This is a genomic window from Rhodoferax bucti (assembly GCF_005876985.1).
Taxonomy (GTDB): Bacteria; Pseudomonadota; Gammaproteobacteria; order Burkholderiales; family Burkholderiaceae_C; genus Allorhodoferax; species Allorhodoferax bucti.
In genome coordinates, this window is record NZ_VAHD01000002.1 from 524,560 (window position 1) to 543,742 (window position 19,183).

The window sequence follows — 19,183 nt, forward strand, 5'->3', positions numbered from 1 at the left end:
CTCAGGCGGTGGCGACCGGCGCGAACTGGCGGGTATCGACCTGCGCGTCCTGGAAGTCGAACCACGGGTCGGGCTCGCCATCCAGCGCAAACAGCAGCTCTTCGTTCAGCGCCTTGCGGCCCTCGGCGTCCTCCAGAATGCGCTTCTTCACGTAGTCCAGGCCCACGCGGCTCACATAGTGCACGGTGCGCTCCAGGTACCAGCCTTCTTTGCGGTAGAGCTGCATGAAGGCGCCGGTGTACTCCAGCACTTCTTCGGCGGTTTTGAGCTTCACAAAGAAGTGCGCCACTTCGGTCTTGATGCCGCCGTTGCCGGCGATGTACATCTCCCAGCCGCTGTCCACGCCGATGATGCCCACGTCCTTGATGCCAGCCTCCGCGCAGTTGCGCGGGCAGCCGGACACGGCGTACTTCACCTTGTGCGGGGCATACATGCGCCAGTGGGCGCGCTCCAGGTCTTTGCCCATTTGGGTGCTGTCCTGGGTGCCCATGCGGCACCACTCTGAGCCCACGCAGGTTTTCACGGTGCGCAGGGCCTTGGCGTAGGCGTGGCCGCTGGGCATGCCGATGTCTTGCCACACGGCTTGTAGGTCTTCCTTCTTCACGCCCAGCAAGTCGATACGCTGGCCGCCGGTGACCTTGACCGTGGGGATCTTGAACTTGTCCACCGCGTTGGCAATGCGGCGCAGCTCGTCGGCCGTGGTCTCGCCGCCCCACATGCGGGGGATGACGGAGTAGGTGCCGTCCTTCTGAATGTTCGCGTGGCTGCGCTCGTTGATGAAGCGGCTTTGCGGATCGTCCTTGGCCTCCTTGGGCCAGCTGGAGATCAGGTAGTAGTTCAGCGCGGGGCGGCAGCTGGAGCAGCCGTTGGGCGTCTTCCAGCCCATGCCCTGTTGCACCGCGGCAATGGTGAGGTACTTGTTGGCGAAGATGGCGTCGCGCACTTCCTGGTGGCTGTGGTCGGTGCAGCCGCACATGGCTTTCTTCTTGGGCGTGGCCGAGTAGTCGCCACCCGCGGTGAACATGATGATCTGCTCTACCAAGCCGGTGCAGGAGCCGCAGGATGCGCTGGCTTTGGTGTGCTTCTTCACCTCGTCCAGGGTGAACAGGCCTTTCTCTTTGATGGCCTTGCAGATGGTGCCTTTGGTGACGCCGTTGCAGCCGCAGACCTCGTCGCTGTCCGCCATGGCAGCAGCCTTGTTTTGGCCCTGGTGGCCCACGTCGCCGATGTTGGCGCCGCCCTCGCCAAACATCAGCTTGTCGCGGATGTCAGCCACGCTGCGGCCTTCGCGCAGCAGCTTGAAGTACCAGCTGCCGTCCACGGTGTCGCCGTACATGCAGGCGCCCACGAGTTGGTCGTTTTTGATGACCAGCTTTTTGTACACGCCCCCAAAGGGGTCGCTCATCACGATTTCTTCGCAGCCCTCACCACCCGTGAAATTGCCGGCGCTGAAGAGGTCGATGCCGGTGACCTTGAGCTTGGTGGAGGTGAGCGAACCCTGGTAGCGGCCAATGCCGTACTCGGCCAGGTGGTTGGCGGCCACTTTGGCCTGCTCAAACAAGGGGGCGACCAGGCCGTAAGCAATGCCGCGGTGCGCCGCGCATTCGCCCACGCTGTAAATGCGGGCATCGGTCACGGTTTGCATGGTGTCGGTCACCACAATGCCGCGGTCTACATGCAGGCGCATCGTCTGGGCCAGCTCGGTGTTGGGGCGAATGCCCACGGCCATGACGACGAGGTCGGCCGGCACTTCGGTGCCGTCTTTGAACTTGATGCTCTTGACGCGGCCGTCTTCACCACCCACCAGCTCTTGTGTTTGCGCGCCCATGAGAAAGCTCAGGCCGCGCTCTTCCAGCGACTTTTGCAGCAAAGCACCGGCCACGGTGTCGAGCTGGCGCTCCATCAGCGTGGGCTGTACGTGCACCACGCTGACTTGCATGCCGCGCAGCATCAGGCCGTTGGCGGCTTCCAGACCCAGCAGGCCACCGCCGATGACCACGGCGTGCTTGTACTTGGTGGCAGCCTCGATCATGGCGTTGGTGTCGGCAATGTCGCGGTAGGCGATCACACCTTGCAGGTCTTTGCCAGGCACGGGCAGGATGAAGGGGTTGGAGCCGGTGCAGATCAGCAAGCGGTCGTACGCGGCCTCGGTGCCGTCAGACGCCTTGACCACGCGCTTGACGCGGTCCACCTCGGTCACTTTTTTGCCTGCGTGCAGGGTGATGCCGTTCTCGGCATACCACTCAAAGGAGTTGAGCACGATCTCGTCCAGCGTCTGCTCACCGGCCAGCACGGGGCTGAGCAAGATGCGGTTGTAGTTGGGGTGCGGCTCGGCACCGAAGACGGTGATGTCATACAGGTCAGGCGCAACCTTGAGCAGCTCTTCAAGGGTCCGTACACCGGCCATGCCGTTGCCGATCATCACCAATTTCAGTTTTTTCATAGTGGCTACTCCTAGAACACGAGAAGTGGGTTGGGGTTGCAGCGAGGCTGCAGACCTAAAACGGGGGTAGGGGAGATCCGCGCCTCAGGCAGAGGCGCACCAGAACGCACTGGTGTGGGCAGCGAGCCACTGCGCGACGTCGTTGTGCGCAGAAGGGGTGCAGGCTGTCATCTCATTCGGACGCGTCGTTGCGTCTTGTCTTCAGCTACGCAAAAGTTGTGCCATAAGATCGCCACCTCTTTTACACGCGCGTGTCCCGCACCCGGCGGATCAGCCCATGGCGTGTTGAAATGGCCCTTACGCCCCTTAGCTACTCACCTCTATGACCACCGCCTTGTTGTGCACCAGCCGTTCTCCCACCGCTCCCGGCCTTGCGGCAGACTTGTCTGCGGCGGGAATCACGCTGCTGGCAACGGTGCACGAATGCAGCAAGTTGGTGCAAGCGGCAGTGCTGCATGCACCAGATGTGGTGATCTGCGATGTGTCCCGCCCCGGCGCGGCCTGGTTTGAGGCGATCGAAACGCTGGAAAAAACCCAGCCCGCGCCCACCCTCTTTTTCACGCAGGATGCGGATGCGGCCCACATCGCCCACGCCACAGAGAGCGGGGTGCATGTCTACGTGGTGCAGGGCTATGCCAGCCACCGCCTGCGTTCACTCATTCACCTGGCGCAGGCGCGGCATACCAAGGCCCAGCAGCTGCGGCGGGCGCTGGAAGACATGGCCACCCGCCTGGAAGAAAGAAAGGCGGTGGACCGGGCCAAAGGCATCCTGATGCGCGCCCAGAGTCTCTCGGACGATGACGCCTTCCGCACCCTGCGCTCCGCGGCCATGAGCAGCAACCAGCGCATGGGGCAGCTCTCCCAGCACATCATCCAGTCCGCCCAGGCGGCGGAGAGCGTTAACCGCGCCGGCCAGCTGCGCATGCTGTCCCAGCGGTTGGTCAAACTGCACTTGCTACAGGCCGCCGGTGGGCAGGGCGAGCCGCCGGACGCGCTGTTGCAGGAGTCGGTGCAGTGGGTGGACGGCAACTTCGCCCTGCTGCGCAAAAACCTGTCGCAAGCCACCTATGGAGACTTGCTGGAGCAGGTGGCCAGCACCTGGGAGCAACTCAAAGCCGCGCTGGCGGGGGCCGACAGCGCTGCGGTGGAAGACGCGGCGGAGGCCCTGCTGCTGGGGGCCGAGCGCCTGACGGGCAGCCTGGAGAGTGCGGGCACCGGCGCCCCCCTGCAGGTGCTGAACCTGGCGGGGCGCCAGCGCATGCTGTCGCAGCGTTTCGCAAAATTTGCATTGCTGGCCACGCAGGCCCCTGCCGACAGCCCGGTGTCCCGCAAGGCCCAGGAGGGCATGCGCAGCGTGCAAGAGGAGTTTGAGGCGGCACTCACCTACCTGAATGGCATTCCGCTGAGCACCCCCGATATCCACGCCGACTTGAGCGCCGCCGGGGTAGCGTGGTTGCAAATGGTGGATGCCGCGCGGGAGGGGCAGCGCAAGCCGCTCGCACGGCGCGGCACCCACCGGGACGCTCTGGCCCAGGGCAGTGAAACGCTGCTGACGCTGTTTGAGCGCCTCTCGGTCCATTACGAACACAGCATGCACATGCTGATGGGGAAATCCTCCCGCGAGGGTTAACCCGCACAAGTTTGGTGCGATGCGCTCATTTCGGGCACTGATATTGCTTAAGGTGGTGCATGGCATTTGATATAGATATCGGCTTTGCATCCCAGGCGGGCCGCAAACCTCTGAACGAAGACTTTTGCGCCGCCATGCTGCCCTCTGCAGGGCAAGAGGACATGGGCTCCATCGTGGCCATTGCCGACGGTGTGAGTGCCGGTGGCATGGGGCGCGAGGCTGCCCAGACCACGGTCACCAGTGTGGTGCGCGACTACTTCGGTACCCCGGAAACCTGGGACACCACCGTGGCGCTGGACCGCATCATTGCGGCGCAAAACACCTGGTTGTGCGGCATCAACCGCCGCCGCCAGCCGGCCACGGGCCTGACCACGCTGACCGCCCTGGTCTTGCGCGGACACTCGTACACGCTGGCGCATGTGGGCGACACCCGCTGCTATTTGGTACGCGAGGGCCGGGCGACGCAGCTCACCCAGGACCATGTGGTCAACCACCCGGACTTCAAACACCAACTGCTGCGCTCCGTGGGCGCACAAGACCATTTGGTGGTGGACTATGTGCAGGGCGACCTGCAGGTGGGCGATGTGTTCATCCTTCTCACCGATGGGGTGCATGGGGAGGTCCCGGCCAAACGCCTGCCGGAGTACCTCGCTGGCCATGACGCCCGCGAGGCCAGCCAAAAGCTGGTGGACCAGGCACTGGCCAAAGGCAGCCATGACAACGTGTCGGCCATCGTGGTGCGGGTGCGCGGTCTGCTGGAGGCCACGCTGGCCGACGCCAGCCGCATGGCCCAGCATCTGCCCATTCCCCCGCGCCTGAAGGTGGGCGATACGCTCGACGGCCTGGTGATGACGCACCTGGTGGCGGACAGCGGTATCAACGTGCTCTACCAGATGCGCGACCCGGCGACCCAGGTGCTGTACGCCCTCAAAACCCTGAACACTGCGCGCGCGCACGACCAGGAGGAGCGCGCCATGCTGGCCCATGAGGCGTGGCTGGGGGCGCGCATGCAGTCGTCACGCGGTGCGGACCATTGGGTATCGGTGCACGCACGGCTGCCCAACGGGCGGGAGCGCTCGGCGTTTTATGTGCTGTATGACTGGCACGGTGGCGAAACTTTGCAGCAGATTCTGGAGCGGCAGCCGCGTGTGGCGGCTGAGGCCGCATTGGGCTATGCCATGCAGGCGCTCAAGGCGCTGGCGCGGCTGCACCGCCAGGGCGTGGTGCACCGGGACATCAAGCCCGCGAATCTGCACCTGGGTGACGACGGCGTGCTGCGCGTGCTGGACCTGGGCGTGGCCTTGTCCGGGCGCGAGCCGGCCGCCATGCGCGCCTTGCATGCCGGTACCCCCAGCTATGTGAATCCCGAGCAATGGGGTTTTCGCGGCAAGGGCGAAGCGGCCGGGGCAGAGGGCGCCCAGGAGCAGCTGCCTAACGCGCAAAGTGATTTGTTCGCCCTGGGGGTCACGCTCTACCAGCTACTGACCGGCAAGCTGCCCTATGGTGAGGTGCTGCCCTACCAGGTGGGCCGCTACCACCGCGACCCCACGCCGCCAAGCCGGCACAACCCCGAGGTGCCCATTTGGTTGAACCATGTGGTGCTCAAGGCCGTGGCGCTGGACCAGCGCCAGCGGTTTGAAACCGCCGAAGAATTTTTGCTGGCCCTGGAGCGCGGTGCCTCGCGCGCCTTGCACGCGCCCCATGGCACCCCGCTCATCCAGCGCGACCCCAGCTTTGTCTGGAAGCTGGCCACCGGCACGCTGGGCTTGATCAATCTGTTGCTGGTGTACTGGTTGCTTTTTTTGCCAAAATAGACCGCTAGCGACCGTGGAATATGCGCGAGAAGCTATCGTATTGATAGCTGATTGCTCTCAAGCACTTCGCGCGCGCCCACCTTTCTCTGCCCAGGTGCGGGTCCAGCGGACTTGCAGCTTGCGCATGACGACCAGCATCAAGAGCGAGAAGATGGCCAGCACCACGAAGCCCGGCAAAAAGCTGCCCAGGTGCTGTTTGGACTGCCCCATCAGCGCCGGAATAGTGCCGCCGCCCAGGGCGCCGATCTCGCCGATCATGGAGCCGGCCACCGCTGTGGAGGTGGGCCAGCGCAGGGGCACCAATTGAAAGAGCGCACCGTTGCCTGCGCCTAAAGCGGCAAAACACAGAATCAGCAGCAAGGTGGTCATGACCAGAGAGCTTGCAGACAGCCCCACGCCCACCAACGCCACAGCCACCACCACCAGCACCACGCTCAGGGTGTTGACGCCGCCCCAGTGGTCCGAAATCCAGCCGCCCGCCACACGCACCACGGCCCCCATCAGGGCGGCCAGCATGGTCAGCTGCCCGGCTTGCACCTTGCTCACGCCAAACTGGTCGTAGTAGTAGGTGGGTAAAAAGGTGACGATGCCAATAAAGCCACCAAAGGTCACCACGTAGATCAGGCTGAAGACCCAGCCGTCGCTCTCCAGCAGGCAGGCCAGGTGCTCACGCATGCTGGCGTGTTCGTCCCGGTCGGGCGGCTCTTTGGCCATGAGCAGCACCACTGCCATGGGGACCAAGGATGCCAAGGCCGCAAAGCCGTAGACGGTTTGCCAGCCATAGGCCTGTGCCAAAGGGGGGGCCAGCAGGGCAGCCAGCGCAGTGCCCGCGTTGCCCGCGCCCACCAGGCCCATGGCGAGGCCTTTGTATTTGGGGGGATACCAGCCGGACCCCAGCGACATGGCTACGCCAAAGCTGGCTCCGGCCACGCCCAACAACAGTGCCATCTTGAGCAAGTCGTCATAGGTGTGCACAAAAAAGTAGCCGAACGACATGGTGAAGGTGATCAGCGTCAGCTCCACCAACGTCGCGGTTTTGCGCCCGACGTACTGGGCCAGCAAGCCCAGGGGAAAGCGCATGATGGCGCCCGCCATGATGGGAATGGACAGCAGCAGCCCCTTTTGTGCTGCCGTCAGCTGAAACTGCTCGCTGATGAAGGGCGCCATGGCACCGTTCATGACCCAGATGACGAACGAGAACATCAGGTAAAAAAACGCTGCGAACAGCGTGGGGGTGTGTCCGCTTTTCAGAAATTGACGAAATCCGGCCATGAGTAGGCTCCGTAGAGAGGGGCTGGGGGAGTGGAAAGACGTGCGGCGATCGCCGGCACCGCAAGGGAGCCGGACACCTGGTGCGCGCTGCCGCAGTGGCAGGGCCTTCATCAACCGCAAGACTGCTAGACCTTCGTTGGTCGTGATGAACTCAAGCAGGAACTGTGCCTGATAAAGGTGCGCGGCATGCACAAAAAAAGAGCGTCCCAAAGGACGCTCTTGTCGGACAGCTTGAAACTCCGGTTTACGCTGCTTTTTCTACGTGTGCCTGGCGGGTGTAGAGGAAGTCGATCACTGCCTTGCGGTAGCCCAGGTACTCGGGGCTGTCGGCCAAGGCCACGCGGTTGCGGGGGCGGGACAGGTCCACGCTGAGCACCTCGCCAATGGTGGCGGCCGGGCCGTTGGTCATCATCACGATCTTGTCGGAGAGCAGCACGGCCTCGTCCACATCATGGGTCACCATGACCACGGTGCTCTCAGTCCGGGCCACGATCTCCAGCAACTCGTCCTGCAGCTTGGCACGGGTCAGCGCATCTAGCGCGCCAAAGGGCTCGTCCATCAGTAGCACTTTGGGCTCCATGGCCAGCGCACGGGCAATGCCCACGCGCTGCTTCATGCCGCCGCTGATCTCACCGGGGCGCTTTTGGGCGGCGGCGGTCAGGCCCACCAGCGCCAAAGCGGCATCGGTGCGGGCCTTGAGCTGGGCTTTGCTTTCGGCCGCAGCACCGGGGTTGCGGGTGCCGAACACGCGTTCCACGCCGAGGTAAATGTTCTCGAAGCAGGTCAGCCAAGGCAGCAGCGAGTGGTTCTGGAAGACCACCGCACGCTCGGGGCCGGGGCCTGCAATCTCGCGGCTGGCGCAAATCAGCGAGCCTTGTGTGGGCAGGGTCAGGCCGGCGATCAGGTTGAGCAGGGTGGACTTGCCGCAGCCGCTGTGGCCTATGAGGGCGACAAACTCGCCTTTGGCCACGGTCAGGTTGATGTCGCGCAGCGCGGGGAACAGGCCCTTCTTGGTTTTGAAGGTTTGCTCTACGCCCTGGATTTCGATGTACTTGGAGTTCATGGATTCGATGCTCATGACTTCACTTCCTCAAAGGTGAATGCAGTGGCCAACTTGATGAGCGCGTACTCGAGCAGCAGGCCCACGATGCCGATCACGAAGATGGCGATGATGATGTTCTTGACGTTGAGGTTGTTCCACTCGTCCCACACCCAGAAGCCAATGCCCACGCCGCCGGTCAGCATCTCGGCCGCCACGATCACCAGCCAGGCCGTGCCGACTGCCAGACGCACGCCGGTCAGCATGTAGGGCAACACGGAGGGGAAGAGGATCTTGGTGACGATCTTCCACTCGCTCAGGTTGAGCACGCGGGCCACGTTCATGTAGTCCTGCGGCACGCGCTGCACGCCCACCGCGGTGTTGATGATCATGGGCCAGATGGAGCAGATAAAGATGGTCCAGATGGCAGCCGGGTTCGCACCCTTGAACACCAGCAAACCGATGGGCAACCAAGCCAGTGGCGACACGGGCCGCAGCAGGCTGATGAGCGGGTTGAACATGCGGCTCAAAAACTCAAACCGCCCGATCAAAAAGCCCACCGGAATACCCACGACCGCCGCCAGGCCGAAGCCCACGGCCACGCGCTTGAGCGAGAACAGAATGTTCCAGCCCACGCCCTGATCGTTGGGGCCTTTGCTGTAAAACGGGTCGCTAAAAATCACGACCGCCTGCTTCCACGTTTCCAGCGGGCTGGGGATGGAGCTGGCCGTGCCGATGCTCACCATCGCCCAGATGCCCACCAGCAGCGCCAGCCCGAAAAACGGCGGCAAAACCTTGAGCAGCAGGCCGCTCCAGTCGTAGCCGGGGGCCGCCTTCTCAGCTTGCACCTGGGGTGCAGGTTTGGCATCTTTCAGGCTTCCAGCGCCCGCCGAATATGCGGGAGCAGCTTCTTTTTTGATAGCAGAGCCCTCGGCGCTGACGTCGAGTGGCGAGTGAAATACGGCGCTGACCATGTCGGCTCCTTAGGCTTTGACTTTGAAACCGTCGGCGTATTTCTTGGGATCCTTGCCGTCCCACACCACGCCGTCGATCAGTTTGCTGCTGCGCATATCGCTCTTGGGCAGCGGTGTCTTGGTGGCAGTGGCTGCCTGCTTGTAGATCTCGATCTGGTTGATCTGCTTGGCCACCGTGAGGTAGTCAGGGTGGTCTTTGAGCAAGCCCCAGCGCTTGTGCTGGGTCAAGAACCACATGCCGTCCGAGAGGTAGGGGAAGTTCACCGCGCCGTCGTTGTAGAACTTCATGTAGTTCGGGTCGTCCCAGGTCTTGCCCAGACCGTTCTGGTAGCGGCCCAGAATGCGCTGGTTGATCGCGTCCACGCTGGTGTTCACATAGCTCTTGTCGGCAATGGTTTCGGCCATCTTGTTTTTGTTGGACAGGCTGGCGTCAATCCACTTGCCGGCTTCCAGAATGGCGGCGGTCACGGCGCGGGCGGTGTTGGGGTATTTCTTGACGAAATCGCCCGTGGTGCCGAGCACCTTTTCGGGGTGGTCTTTCCAGATGTCCTGGGTGGTGGCCGCGGTGACGCCGATGCCATCGATGATGGCGCGGTGGTTCCAAGGCTCGCCCACGCAGAAGCCGTCCATATTGCCCACGCGCATGTTGGCCACCATCTGGGGCGGCGGCACGGTGATGGCCTTGGCGTCTTGCAGCGGGTTGATGCCGTGGGCTGCCATCCAGTAGTACAGCCACATGGCATGGGTGCCGGTGGGGAAGGTCTGGGCGAAGGTGTATTCGCGTTTTTCGCTGGCCATCAGCTTGGCCAGGCCGGCGCCGTCCACCGCGCCTTTGTCTGCCAGTTTTTTTGACAGGGTGATGGCCTGGCCGTTGTTGTTGAGCGTGGCCAGCACTGCCATGTCCTTCTTGGGGCCACCAATGCCGAGGTGCACCCCGTAGACCAGGCCATAGAGCACGTGGGCAAAGTCGAGTTCCCCATTCACCAGCTTGTCGCGCACGCCGGCCCAGCTCGCTTCTTTGCTGGGGATGATCTTGACGCCGTATTTCTGGTCAATGCCCAGCACCGAGGCCATGACCACGCTGGCGCAGTCGGTCAGGGGGATGAAGCCGATCTTGACTTCGGTTTTCTCCGGGGCGTCGGAGCCGGCGGCATACACCACGGCACGCAGGGCGGGGTCGATGCCGATGGCACCGACGGCAGCAGTTTGCAGAACAGCGCGACGGCTGAGTTTGGCTTTCAGAAGATCGGTCATGACACAACTCCAGAAGGTTAAAAACACAAAGCGAAAAACAAAAAAGGCGTCCACACGGGGTTCGATGCGCGGTGCGCAATCAAACCCGTGGGGACGCCTTTGTCCTGTTGCATCCACCCCGCCCGCCGTTAGACAGGGTGTTTGCATGACCGTTACCGGTCTTGTCAGCTATTACGCAATGTCTGTGCCATGTTTTTCAGAGGGTTTTTGCACTGCATTTGTGCACTGCACCATCGGTATGGCACCGCCGGTGTGCATCAGCCCAGCAGGTCTGCCACATCCAGCATGCGCTGGGCGACTTCCACCATCTTGAGGTTCTTGTCCATCGCGGTTTTGCGCAGCTTGGCGTAGGCCGCGTCTTCGCTGAGTTGCTGGCGTTGCATCAGCAGGGCCTTGGCGCGGTCGATGACCTTGCGGTCTTGCAAGGCGGTGGAGAGTTCGTTGAGCTCGTTGCGGGTGTCGGCGAGCTCGCGGCGCAATGCTTGGTCTTGCTCGAAGCGGGCCATGGCCACATCCAGAATCGGGCGGATGCGCTCGGCTTGCAGCCCCGCGACGATGTAGGCCGACACGCCGGCCGCCACTGCCTCGCGGGCGGTGCGGCTGTCGTGGTCGTTGGTGAACATCACGATAGGCCGGCGCGCATCCCGCGTGGCCATGACCACGTGCTCCAGTGCGTCCCGGGCATCGCTCTCGGCGTCCACGATGATCATGTCGGGCTGCAGCTGCGCCAGCCGTTCGGTCAGATACACGTCGGCAGGTAGGGAGGCGATCAGGTTGAAGCCGTTTTCCAGCAACCCGATGCGCAGGCTGCGCGAGCGCTCCGCCTGCTCCAGCGCATGGGTGTCCTCCAGGTCGTGTACGACCAGGTCGGAGCTGATCACAACAATGCGCAGTGGCGTAGTCATAGGAGTGCCGGCAGCAAGAACTGCGCCAATTCACGAGCCCGCCTTCCAAAGCCATCCTCTACACTCGGCGCCTCTGAAGGAATCAAGCATGCTGGTGTTGGGGATTGAGTCGTCGTGTGATGAAACAGGTGTGGCCATGGTGCAGTCGCAGGGCGACGCAGTGCCCACGCTGCTGGCCCACGCCCTGCACAGCCAGATTGAGATGCACCAGGCCTTCGGCGGCGTGGTGCCTGAACTGGCCAGCCGCGACCACATCCGCCGCGTGCTGCCCCTGACCCGTCAGGTGTTGGCCGACAGCGGGCGCAGCTTGCAAGAAGTGGATGTGGTGGCCTACACCCGTGGGCCCGGCTTGGCCGGCGCCTTGCTGGTGGGGGCGGGTGTAGCCTGTGCGCTGGGTGCCGCCTTGGGCAAGCCGGTGTTGGGCGTGCACCATCTGGAGGGGCATTTGCTATCGCCCTTTTTGAGCGAAGACCCGCCGGAGTTTCCCTTTGTGGCTTTGCTAGTGTCGGGTGGCCACACCCAGCTGATGCGGGTGGACGGCGTCGGGCGCTACGAGCTGTTGGGTGAAACCATTGACGATGCGGCCGGCGAAGCCTTTGACAAATCGGCCAAGCTCATGGGGCTGGCCTATCCCGGTGGGCCATTGCTCTCCAAGCTGGCGGAGGCGGGCGACCCCAAGGCCTACGCCTTGCCACGGCCCTTGCTGCACAGTGGCAACCTCGACTTTTCGTTCGCCGGACTCAAAACTGCGGTGCTGGTGCAAAGCCAGCGCATGGTGACGGCCGGTGGTGTCACCCATTTTCAGGATTTGCCTGCGCAGCAGCAGGCCGACTTGGCCGCGTCCACCCAGGCGGCTATCGTGGAAGTTTTGCTGAAAAAGTCTGTTAAAGCACTCAAACAGACGGGTTTGAAGCGTTTGGTGGTGGCCGGCGGCGTCGGCGCGAACCGCAAGCTGCGCGAGCAACTCAATGCCGAATGCGCCAAGCGCGGCGTGCGGGTGCATTACCCCGAGCTGCATTTGTGCACCGACAACGGCGCCATGATCGCCATGGCAGCCGCCATGCGCCTGCAAAGCGGCTTGCAGCAGGCCGTGACCGACTACGCGTTTGACGTAAAGCCCCGCTGGCCCCTGCATTCCCTATAAAAAGAGCCGCTAGCGCAGGTCTAGATTGCGCGAGCAGCTCCTGTTTTAGTAGCAACCTTCAGCAGGTTGCGTGGGGTGTTTACTGGATGGTGAGTTCAGCCGAGGTGTCTACCGGCACTTTTTTGACCAGTTTCAAGGTCAGCACGCCGTTTTCCAGCTTGGCTTCGCTCAGGGCGCTGTCGATGTCTTGCGGCAGCTCATAGGCGGTGCGGTACTGGCGTGGTGCGTCATCCTTGCTTTGGACGCGGACCACGGCGCCGTCAATCGCAATGCGCAAGTGTTCCTTGCTAATGCCGGGCATGTCCAGGCTCAGGGTGAAGCTGGTGTCGTCTTGGGTGTAAGCGGCGCCGGACTGGCGGGCGGAGAGCAGGGCGTCGCTCAAAAAGCGCTCCACGGCACGGCCGCTGCCGGCGTAGGCGGGACGGCGCACAGAAGCTTGAAAAGCGGCGGGGGCGGTTGCGAAGAACATGATGCGATTCCTTATCGTGCGCGGCGCTCACCGTGATTGCCGCTTGTTCCCTAACTGAGCGCGGTGCGGGGCAATTCAAGCCAAAACGGCTGAATTTATTCTCTAAAAATGCCTCTTGAAAATGGCGTGAAAGCCGTTATCTGGCGCGGGTTTGCCGTGGTTTGGGGTCTTGTGTTGTCAAGGCTTTCAGGTACTCGCGGAACGGGTGGTTTCACCACGCAGGTGCTTCGGGCTATAATTGATAGGCTTTGCATTGGGCAGGGCGCACGCCAAGAGCCGTTCCAGCACTTGGCGCAAGTCAAAACATCACAAGGAAAAACACATGATCGCTTCCAGCATCAAAGCTGCTGTTGTCAAAGACAACGCCCGTTCCGCCGGTGACACCGGTAGCCCAGAAGTGCAAGTGGCACTGCTGACAGCCCGTATCAACGAGCTGACTCCTCACTTCAAGACCCACGCCAAAGACCACCACGGTCGTCGCGGTTTGCTGCGCATGGTGAGCCGTCGCCGTAAGCTGTTGGACTACTTGAACTCCAAGGACCACGACCGCTATGTGGCCCTGATCGCGAAATTGGGTCTGCGCAAGTAAGCGACTGACTGAATGACGAACGCCTGAGTTAGGTCACTAGCTCAGGCGTTTTTTACTTCGGAGACTGCAAAAACAGAACGAAGCTGTGTCATTCCAAAGCCGTTGCCCTCAAATGGGCAGTGTTTCTGGAATGGCATCGTGGACTGTGTTGTGGAATCCGGGCTGTGGCGGGATGGCCTGCATCCCCCGAACAACTTGATACTCACAGGAGATTCACCATGAGCATTTTCAACAAAGTTACCAAGACCTTCCAATGGGGTCAGCACACCGTGACCATGGAAACCGGCGAAATCGCTCGCCAATCCACCGGCGCTGTGTTGCTGGACATGGACGGCACCGTGGTGCTGGCCACCGTGGTCGGCAAGACCGAAGGCAAGCCCGGCCAGGACTTTTTCCCCCTGACCGTTGACTACCTCGAAAAGTCTTACGCCGCAGGCAAGATCCCCGGCAGCTTTTTCAAGCGCGAAGGCCGCCCCAGCGAATTTGAAACGCTGACCAGTCGTCTGATCGACCGCCCCATCCGCCCTCTGTTCCCCGAAGGCTTCTTTAACGAAGTGCACGTGGTGGTGCACACCGTGTCCCTGAACCCCGAAGTGGATGCTGACATTGCCGCCATGATCGCGGTGAGCGCGGCCTTGTCTATCTCCGGCATCCCGTTCAACGGCCCCATCGGCGCAGCCCGCGTGGGTTACGTCAACGGCGAATACGTGTTGAACCCCGGCCAGACCGCACGCAAAGATTCCATCATGGACTTGGTGGTTGCTGGTACCGAAGCCGCTGTGTTGATGGTCGAGTCTGAAGCACAACAGCTGTCCGAAGAAGTGATGTTGGGCGCTGTGGTCTACGGCCACGAGCAGAGCAAGACCGCCATCAACGCCATCCACGAACTCGTGCGTGACGCTGGCAAGCCCGTGTGGGACTGGAAGGCGCCTGCCCGTGACGAAGCCTTGATCGCCAAGGTTGATGCCCACGGCAAAGACAAGCTGGTCGCTGCTTACCAAATCCGTAACAAACAAGCCCGTACCCAAGCCTGCCGCGCTGCCTACGCAGACGTGTTTGCCGGTTTGAAGGCCGACGGCGTCGAGTTCGACAGCGTCAAGGTCGAAGGCCTGTTATTCGACATCGAAGCCAAGATCGTGCGCGGCCAGATTCTGGCAGGCGAGCCCCGTATCGACGGTCGCGATACACGCACTGTGCGCGCTATCGAAATTCGTAACGGCGTGCTGCCCCGCACCCACGGCTCTTCCTTGTTCACACGTGGCGAAACCCAGGCTTTGGTGATCGCTACCCTGGGTACCGAGCGTGATGCGCAGCGTATCGACGCCTTGAGCGGCGAGTACGAAGACCGCTTCATGCTGCACTACAACATGCCTCCCTTCGCCACCGGCGAAACCGGCCGCGTGGGTACGCCCAAGCGCCGCGAAATCGGTCACGGCCGTTTGGCCAAACGTGCTCTGGTCGCTGTGTTGCCGACCAAAGAAGAGTTCCCGTACTCCCTGCGCGTCGTGTCTGAAATCACCGAGTCCAACGGCTCGTCTTCCATGGCGTCCGTGTGCGGCGGCTGCTTGTCCCTGATGGACGCAGGTGTGCCTTTGAAGGCACACGTGGCCGGTATCGCCATGGGCTTGATCAAGGAAGACAACCGCTTTGCGGTGTTGACCGACATCCTGGGTGACGAAGATCACTTGGGCGATATGGACTTCAAAGTTGCCGGTACCACCAACGGTATTACCGCGCTGCAGATGGACATCAAAATCCAAGGCATCACCAAGGAAATCATGCAAGTGGCATTGGCGCAGGCCAAGGAAGCGCGCGTGCACATCCTGGGCGAAATGCAAAAGTCCATGGCGGAAGCCCGCACTGAAGTGTCCAACTTCGCGCCCCGTTTGTTCAGCTTCAAGATCAACCCCGAGAAGATCCGTGACGTGATCGGCAAGGGCGGTTCTGTGATCCGTGCCCTGACCGAAGAAACCGGCACCCAGATCAACATCGAGGAAGACGGCACCATCACCATCGCTTCCAGCGATCCAGCCAAGGCTGAAGAAGCCAAGCGCCGCATCGAGCAGATCACTGCAGAAGTCGAAATCGGCAAGGTGTACGAAGGCCCGATCACCAAGATCCTGGACTTCGGTGCCCTGGTGAACCTGCTGCCCGGCAAGGACGGCTTGTTGCACATCAGCCAGATCGCCCACGAGCGCGTCGAGAAGGTCACGGACTACCTGTCTGAAGGCCAGATCGTCAAGGTCAAGGTTCTGGAAACCGACGAAAAGGGCCGCATCAAGCTGTCCATGAAGGCTTTGCTCGAGCGCCCTGCGCAAGAGTAAACCTTTCGTCTGCTATTGATTTGGTAGCTGCTCGCGCAGATTGCGTGGGCGCTACCGGTCAATTTGATATGCGAGCATTTGAAATCACCTCTCCCGGCGCGCCGGACGTTTTGCGTCTGGTGCATCGCCCTGCGCCAGTGGCGGGGGCAGGGGAGGTGTGCATTCGGGTGACTGCCAGCGGCATCAACCGGCCGGATGTGCTGCAGCGTTTGGGCAAGTACCCGGCGCCTGCCGGTGCATCCGATATTCCGGGCCTGGAGATCGCGGGCACGATTGTCGATGGCAATGTGCATGCGATGGCCGAGGCCGGTTTTCAAATCGGCGATCGGGTGTGTGCTCTCGTCGCCGGTGGCGGTTATGCGGAGTTGTGTGTAGCACCCATAGCCCAGTGTCTACCGGTGCCCGCAGGATGGTCGGATGTGGAGGCTGCGAGCCTGCCCGAAACCTGCTTTACGGTGTGGAGCAACGTGTTCGATCGTGGCCAACTGAAAGCGGGCGAGGTGTTGCTGGTGCAAGGTGGCACCAGCGGTATTGGCGTGACGGCGATTCAGCTGGCAAAAGCGCGCGGTGCTACCGTGATTGCCACCGCTGGCTCCGATGACAAATGTGTAGCTTGCCTGGCCTTGGGGGCTGATTTTGCGATCAACTACCGCAGCCAGGACTTTGAAGCAGAGACCTTACGTATTACGCAGGGGCGGGGCGTCGACGTCATTCTGGACATGGTGGCTGGCCCCTATGTCGCCAAAGAGGTGCAGTGCCTGGCGGAAGAGGGGCGCTTGGTCATCATTGCCGTGCAAGGTGGCGTGCAGTCGGAGCTCAACGCAGGTTTGGTTTTGCGCAAGCGTTTGACGATTACAGGATCTACCTTGCGTGCACGGCCGGTCGCTTTCAAAGCGGCTATTGCTGCTGCGTTACGGCAGCAGGTGTGGCCGTTGTTAGAGCAAAAGGTGGTTCGTCCGGTGGTGCATCGTGTATTTACTGTGGCGACTGGCGATCTGTCTACCGCGGCTGCAGATGCACATGCCGTGATGGAAAGCAATGCGCATATTGGAAAGCTTGTTTTGAATTGGGAACCCGCATGAAAAAGAAACTGATTGCCGGCAACTGGAAAATGAATGGCGGCGTGGCTGCGAATGCGGCGCTGCTGGAGCAATTGTCGGCGGGTATGCCTGCTAACCCTTGCTGGGTGGCGGTGTGTGCCCCTGCTGTGTACTTGCAGCAGGTCGCGACCATCACGCACGGCGGTGCGATTGCCGTGGGCGCGCAAGATGTCTCCGCGCATGACGCCGGTGCCTACACCGGTGAAATGTCTGCGGGTATGTTGCGTGACTTGGGTATTCGTTACGCCATCGTCGGCCACTCCGAGCGCCGCCAATACCATGGTGAGACCGATGCAGTAGTGGCGCTGAAGGCTCAAAAAGCATTGTCTTGCGGCGTGACACCGATTGTGTGTGTCGGCGAAACGCTGGAAGAACGTGAAGCCGGTAAAACGGAAGAGGTTGTAAAGCGCCAACTCGCTGCGGTAATCCATACCAATGGTCATTGCATCAGCGAAATCGTGGTGGCTTACGAGCCTGTCTGGGCCATCGGCACAGGCAAGACCGCGACGCCGGAGCAGGCGCAGGAAGTGCATGCCGTGTTGCGTGCGCAGCTGGCTGCGGCAACGCCTCATGCAGACCGTGTGCACATCTTGTACGGAGGCAGCATGAATGCCGCCAATGCGCAGCAACTGCTGGGCCAAAAAGACATTGATGGTGGACTGGTCGGTGGCGCTTCATTGAAGGCTGCGGACTTTTTGACCATCATCGCTGCCGCCTCGGCAGCCTGATTGAATTTGATACTAGGAGTCGTTTATGAACATCGTTATTACCATCATCTTGACCGTGCAATTGTTGTCGGCTGTGGCCATGATTGGCTTGATCCTGGTGCAGCACGGCAAAGGTGCTGACATGGGCGCTGCTTTCGGCAGCGGTGGCTCCGGCAGCTTGTTCGGTGCCAGCGGCAGTGCCAACTTCTTGTCCCGCACGACAGCGGTGTTGGCCACTGTATTTTTTGTGGCGACCTTGGCGTTGGCCTATTTCGGCAACCTGCGTCCTGCCAGCTCCGGCTCGGTCTTGGAAGGTGCTGCTGTGGTAGCTCCGGCGGCGGCTCCTGCTGCAGACATGGTGCCTGCGGCGCCAGCGTCTGGTGCCGCACAGATTCCTGCAAAATAAACCTTTTTTTAAAACCCTTTCCCTCACTAAAAGCAAGGGAAATTCAGGGTAAACTCTAAGGCTGATGAATAAGCAAATGCCGAAAGGCTCCTCACGCAAATTCGTCAGCTGAGAGCCGCCGTCGTGGTGAAATTGGTAGACACGCTATCTTGAGGGGGTAGTGGCGAAAGCTGTGCGAGTTCGAGTCTCGCCGACGGCACCAGAAAAAATCAGCTTGCGCAGGCGTCACGTCTGCAAAGAGCATTCACGGTGATCAGAATCTCAAGATGAACCTCGATCAATATCTCCCCGTTCTGCTGTTCATCTTGGTCGGTATCGGCATCGGTGTGGTGCCCCAGGTACTCGGCTACATCCTCGGGCCGAACAAGCCTGATGCGGCAAAAAACTCCCCTTATGAATGCGGCTTCGAGGCGTTTGAAGACGCTCGGATGAAGTTCGACGTGCGTTATTACCTCGTCGCCATTCTGTTTATTTTGTTTGACTTGGAAACAGCGTTTCTGTTTCCCTGGGCGGTAGCCCTCAAAGAACTCGGCTTGTTTGGGTTCTTGATCGGTGTCGAATTTGTGGTCATTCTGACTATCGGATTCGTCTACATGTGGAAAAAAGGCGCTCTGGACTGGGAGTAACGCAATGATTGAAGGCGTTTTGAATGAAGGCTTCGTCACGACGAGTTACGACTCGGTAGTGAATTGGGCAAAAACCGGTTCCATTTGGCCCATGACGTTTGGGTTGGCTTGCTGTGCGGTGGAAATGATGCATGCGGCAGCTGCGCGTTACGACATCAGTCGTTTCGGCTCCGAAGTGTTTCGCGCCAGTCCGCGGCAGTCCGACTTGATGATTGTTGCCGGCACGCTGTGCAACAAAATGGCACCTGCTTTGCGCAAGGTGTACGACCAGATGTCTGAGCCACGCTGGGTTATCAGCATGGGCTCGTGCGCGAATGGTGGTGGCTATTACCACTATAGCTATTCGGTAGTTCGCGGTTGCGATCGCATCGTTCCGGTGGATGTCTATGTTCCCGGCTGCCCTCCAACGGCGGAAGCACTGTTGTATGGCATCTTGCAATTGCAGCAGAAAATCCGTCGCACTCAAACCATCGCGCGGGCCTGACAC

The 19,183-nt window shown here is 61.2% G+C and carries 17 protein-coding genes and 1 tRNA gene; 11 read left to right on the forward strand and 7 right to left on the reverse strand.

What is annotated here, in order from left to right:
* Position 1: 1 nt before the first annotated feature.
* Positions 2–2,443, reverse strand: a complete 2,442-nt coding sequence (gene nirB / locus FDM28_RS09080) for a nitrite reductase large subunit NirB (RefSeq protein WP_138514829.1) — start codon at positions 2,441–2,443, stop codon at positions 2–4.
* A 322-nt stretch (positions 2,444–2,765) separates the two neighbouring features.
* On the opposite strand from nirB, the gene FDM28_RS09085 reads away from it, so the two are divergent.
* The gene (locus FDM28_RS09085) at positions 2,766–4,073 is read left to right on the forward strand and encodes a type IV pili methyl-accepting chemotaxis transducer N-terminal domain-containing protein (protein ID WP_138514830.1); all 1,308 of its coding nucleotides are present in this window, start codon (positions 2,766–2,768) and stop codon (positions 4,071–4,073) included.
* A gap of 59 nt (positions 4,074–4,132) precedes the next feature.
* Positions 4,133–5,887 carry a bifunctional protein-serine/threonine kinase/phosphatase gene (locus FDM28_RS09090; protein ID WP_138514831.1) on the forward strand — a complete coding sequence of 585 codons (1,755 nt, stop codon included), beginning with the start codon at positions 4,133–4,135 and terminating at the stop codon, positions 5,885–5,887.
* Between the two features lie 57 nt (positions 5,888–5,944).
* On the opposite strand, the gene FDM28_RS09095 is transcribed toward FDM28_RS09090, so the two are convergent.
* The 5 genes from FDM28_RS09095 to FDM28_RS09115 form a co-directional block, all read right to left on the reverse strand.
* Positions 5,945–7,159 (reverse strand): MFS transporter, encoded by a 1,215-nt coding sequence (locus FDM28_RS09095; RefSeq protein ID WP_138514832.1) that lies wholly within the window; start codon positions 7,157–7,159, stop codon positions 5,945–5,947.
* A gap of 244 nt (positions 7,160–7,403) precedes the next feature.
* A complete protein-coding gene (locus FDM28_RS09100; protein ID WP_138515228.1) occupies positions 7,404–8,222 on the reverse strand; it encodes an ABC transporter ATP-binding protein in 819 nt (272 codons plus the stop codon).
* A gap of 11 nt (positions 8,223–8,233) precedes the next feature.
* Entirely contained in the window at positions 8,234–9,172 is a 939-nt protein-coding gene (gene ntrB, locus FDM28_RS09105; protein WP_138514833.1) for a nitrate ABC transporter permease, read from the reverse strand.
* 9 nt (positions 9,173–9,181) lie between these two features.
* Entirely contained in the window at positions 9,182–10,426 is a 1,245-nt protein-coding gene (locus FDM28_RS09110; protein ID WP_138514834.1) for a CmpA/NrtA family ABC transporter substrate-binding protein, read from the reverse strand.
* A 257-nt stretch (positions 10,427–10,683) separates the two neighbouring features.
* Positions 10,684–11,331: an ANTAR domain-containing response regulator gene (locus FDM28_RS09115; RefSeq protein ID WP_138514835.1), complete on the reverse strand. Its 648-nt coding sequence runs from the start codon at positions 11,329–11,331 to the stop codon at positions 10,684–10,686.
* A gap of 88 nt (positions 11,332–11,419) precedes the next feature.
* On the opposite strand from FDM28_RS09115, the gene tsaD reads away from it, so the two are divergent.
* On the forward strand, positions 11,420–12,475 hold the full coding sequence (gene tsaD / locus FDM28_RS09120; RefSeq protein WP_138514836.1) for a tRNA (adenosine(37)-N6)-threonylcarbamoyltransferase complex transferase subunit TsaD: 1,056 nt from the start codon (positions 11,420–11,422) through the stop codon (positions 12,473–12,475).
* A gap of 79 nt (positions 12,476–12,554) precedes the next feature.
* Here the strand turns inward: tsaD and FDM28_RS09125 are convergent, their stop codons facing one another.
* Positions 12,555–12,944: an Hsp20/alpha crystallin family protein gene (locus FDM28_RS09125; RefSeq protein WP_138514837.1), complete on the reverse strand. Its 390-nt coding sequence runs from the start codon at positions 12,942–12,944 to the stop codon at positions 12,555–12,557.
* A gap of 322 nt (positions 12,945–13,266) precedes the next feature.
* On the opposite strand from FDM28_RS09125, the gene rpsO reads away from it, so the two are divergent.
* From rpsO to FDM28_RS09165, 8 genes are all read left to right on the forward strand, one after another.
* On the forward strand, positions 13,267–13,533 hold the full coding sequence (rpsO, locus tag FDM28_RS09130) for a 30S ribosomal protein S15 (RefSeq protein ID WP_087494539.1): 267 nt from the start codon (positions 13,267–13,269) through the stop codon (positions 13,531–13,533).
* A 218-nt stretch (positions 13,534–13,751) separates the two neighbouring features.
* A complete protein-coding gene (gene pnp / locus FDM28_RS09135) occupies positions 13,752–15,857 on the forward strand; it encodes a polyribonucleotide nucleotidyltransferase (protein WP_138514838.1) in 2,106 nt (701 codons plus the stop codon).
* 68 nt (positions 15,858–15,925) lie between these two features.
* On the forward strand, positions 15,926–16,939 hold the full coding sequence (locus tag FDM28_RS09140; RefSeq protein ID WP_138514839.1) for an NAD(P)H-quinone oxidoreductase: 1,014 nt from the start codon (positions 15,926–15,928) through the stop codon (positions 16,937–16,939).
* Positions 16,936–17,685, forward strand: a complete 750-nt coding sequence (tpiA, locus tag FDM28_RS09145) for a triose-phosphate isomerase (protein ID WP_138514840.1) — start codon at positions 16,936–16,938, stop codon at positions 17,683–17,685. The genes FDM28_RS09140 and tpiA overlap by 4 nt, the downstream gene beginning before the upstream one ends.
* A gap of 25 nt (positions 17,686–17,710) precedes the next feature.
* Positions 17,711–18,070: a preprotein translocase subunit SecG gene (gene secG, locus FDM28_RS09150; protein ID WP_138514841.1), complete on the forward strand. Its 360-nt coding sequence runs from the start codon at positions 17,711–17,713 to the stop codon at positions 18,068–18,070.
* 117 nt (positions 18,071–18,187) lie between these two features.
* Positions 18,188–18,272, forward strand: a tRNA-Leu gene (locus FDM28_RS09155).
* A 64-nt stretch (positions 18,273–18,336) separates the two neighbouring features.
* The gene (locus FDM28_RS09160; protein WP_138514842.1) at positions 18,337–18,696 is read left to right on the forward strand and encodes an NADH-quinone oxidoreductase subunit A; all 360 of its coding nucleotides are present in this window, start codon (positions 18,337–18,339) and stop codon (positions 18,694–18,696) included.
* A gap of 4 nt (positions 18,697–18,700) precedes the next feature.
* A complete protein-coding gene (locus FDM28_RS09165) occupies positions 18,701–19,180 on the forward strand; it encodes a NuoB/complex I 20 kDa subunit family protein (RefSeq protein ID WP_138514843.1) in 480 nt (159 codons plus the stop codon).
* Positions 19,181–19,183: the final 3 nt, after the last annotated feature.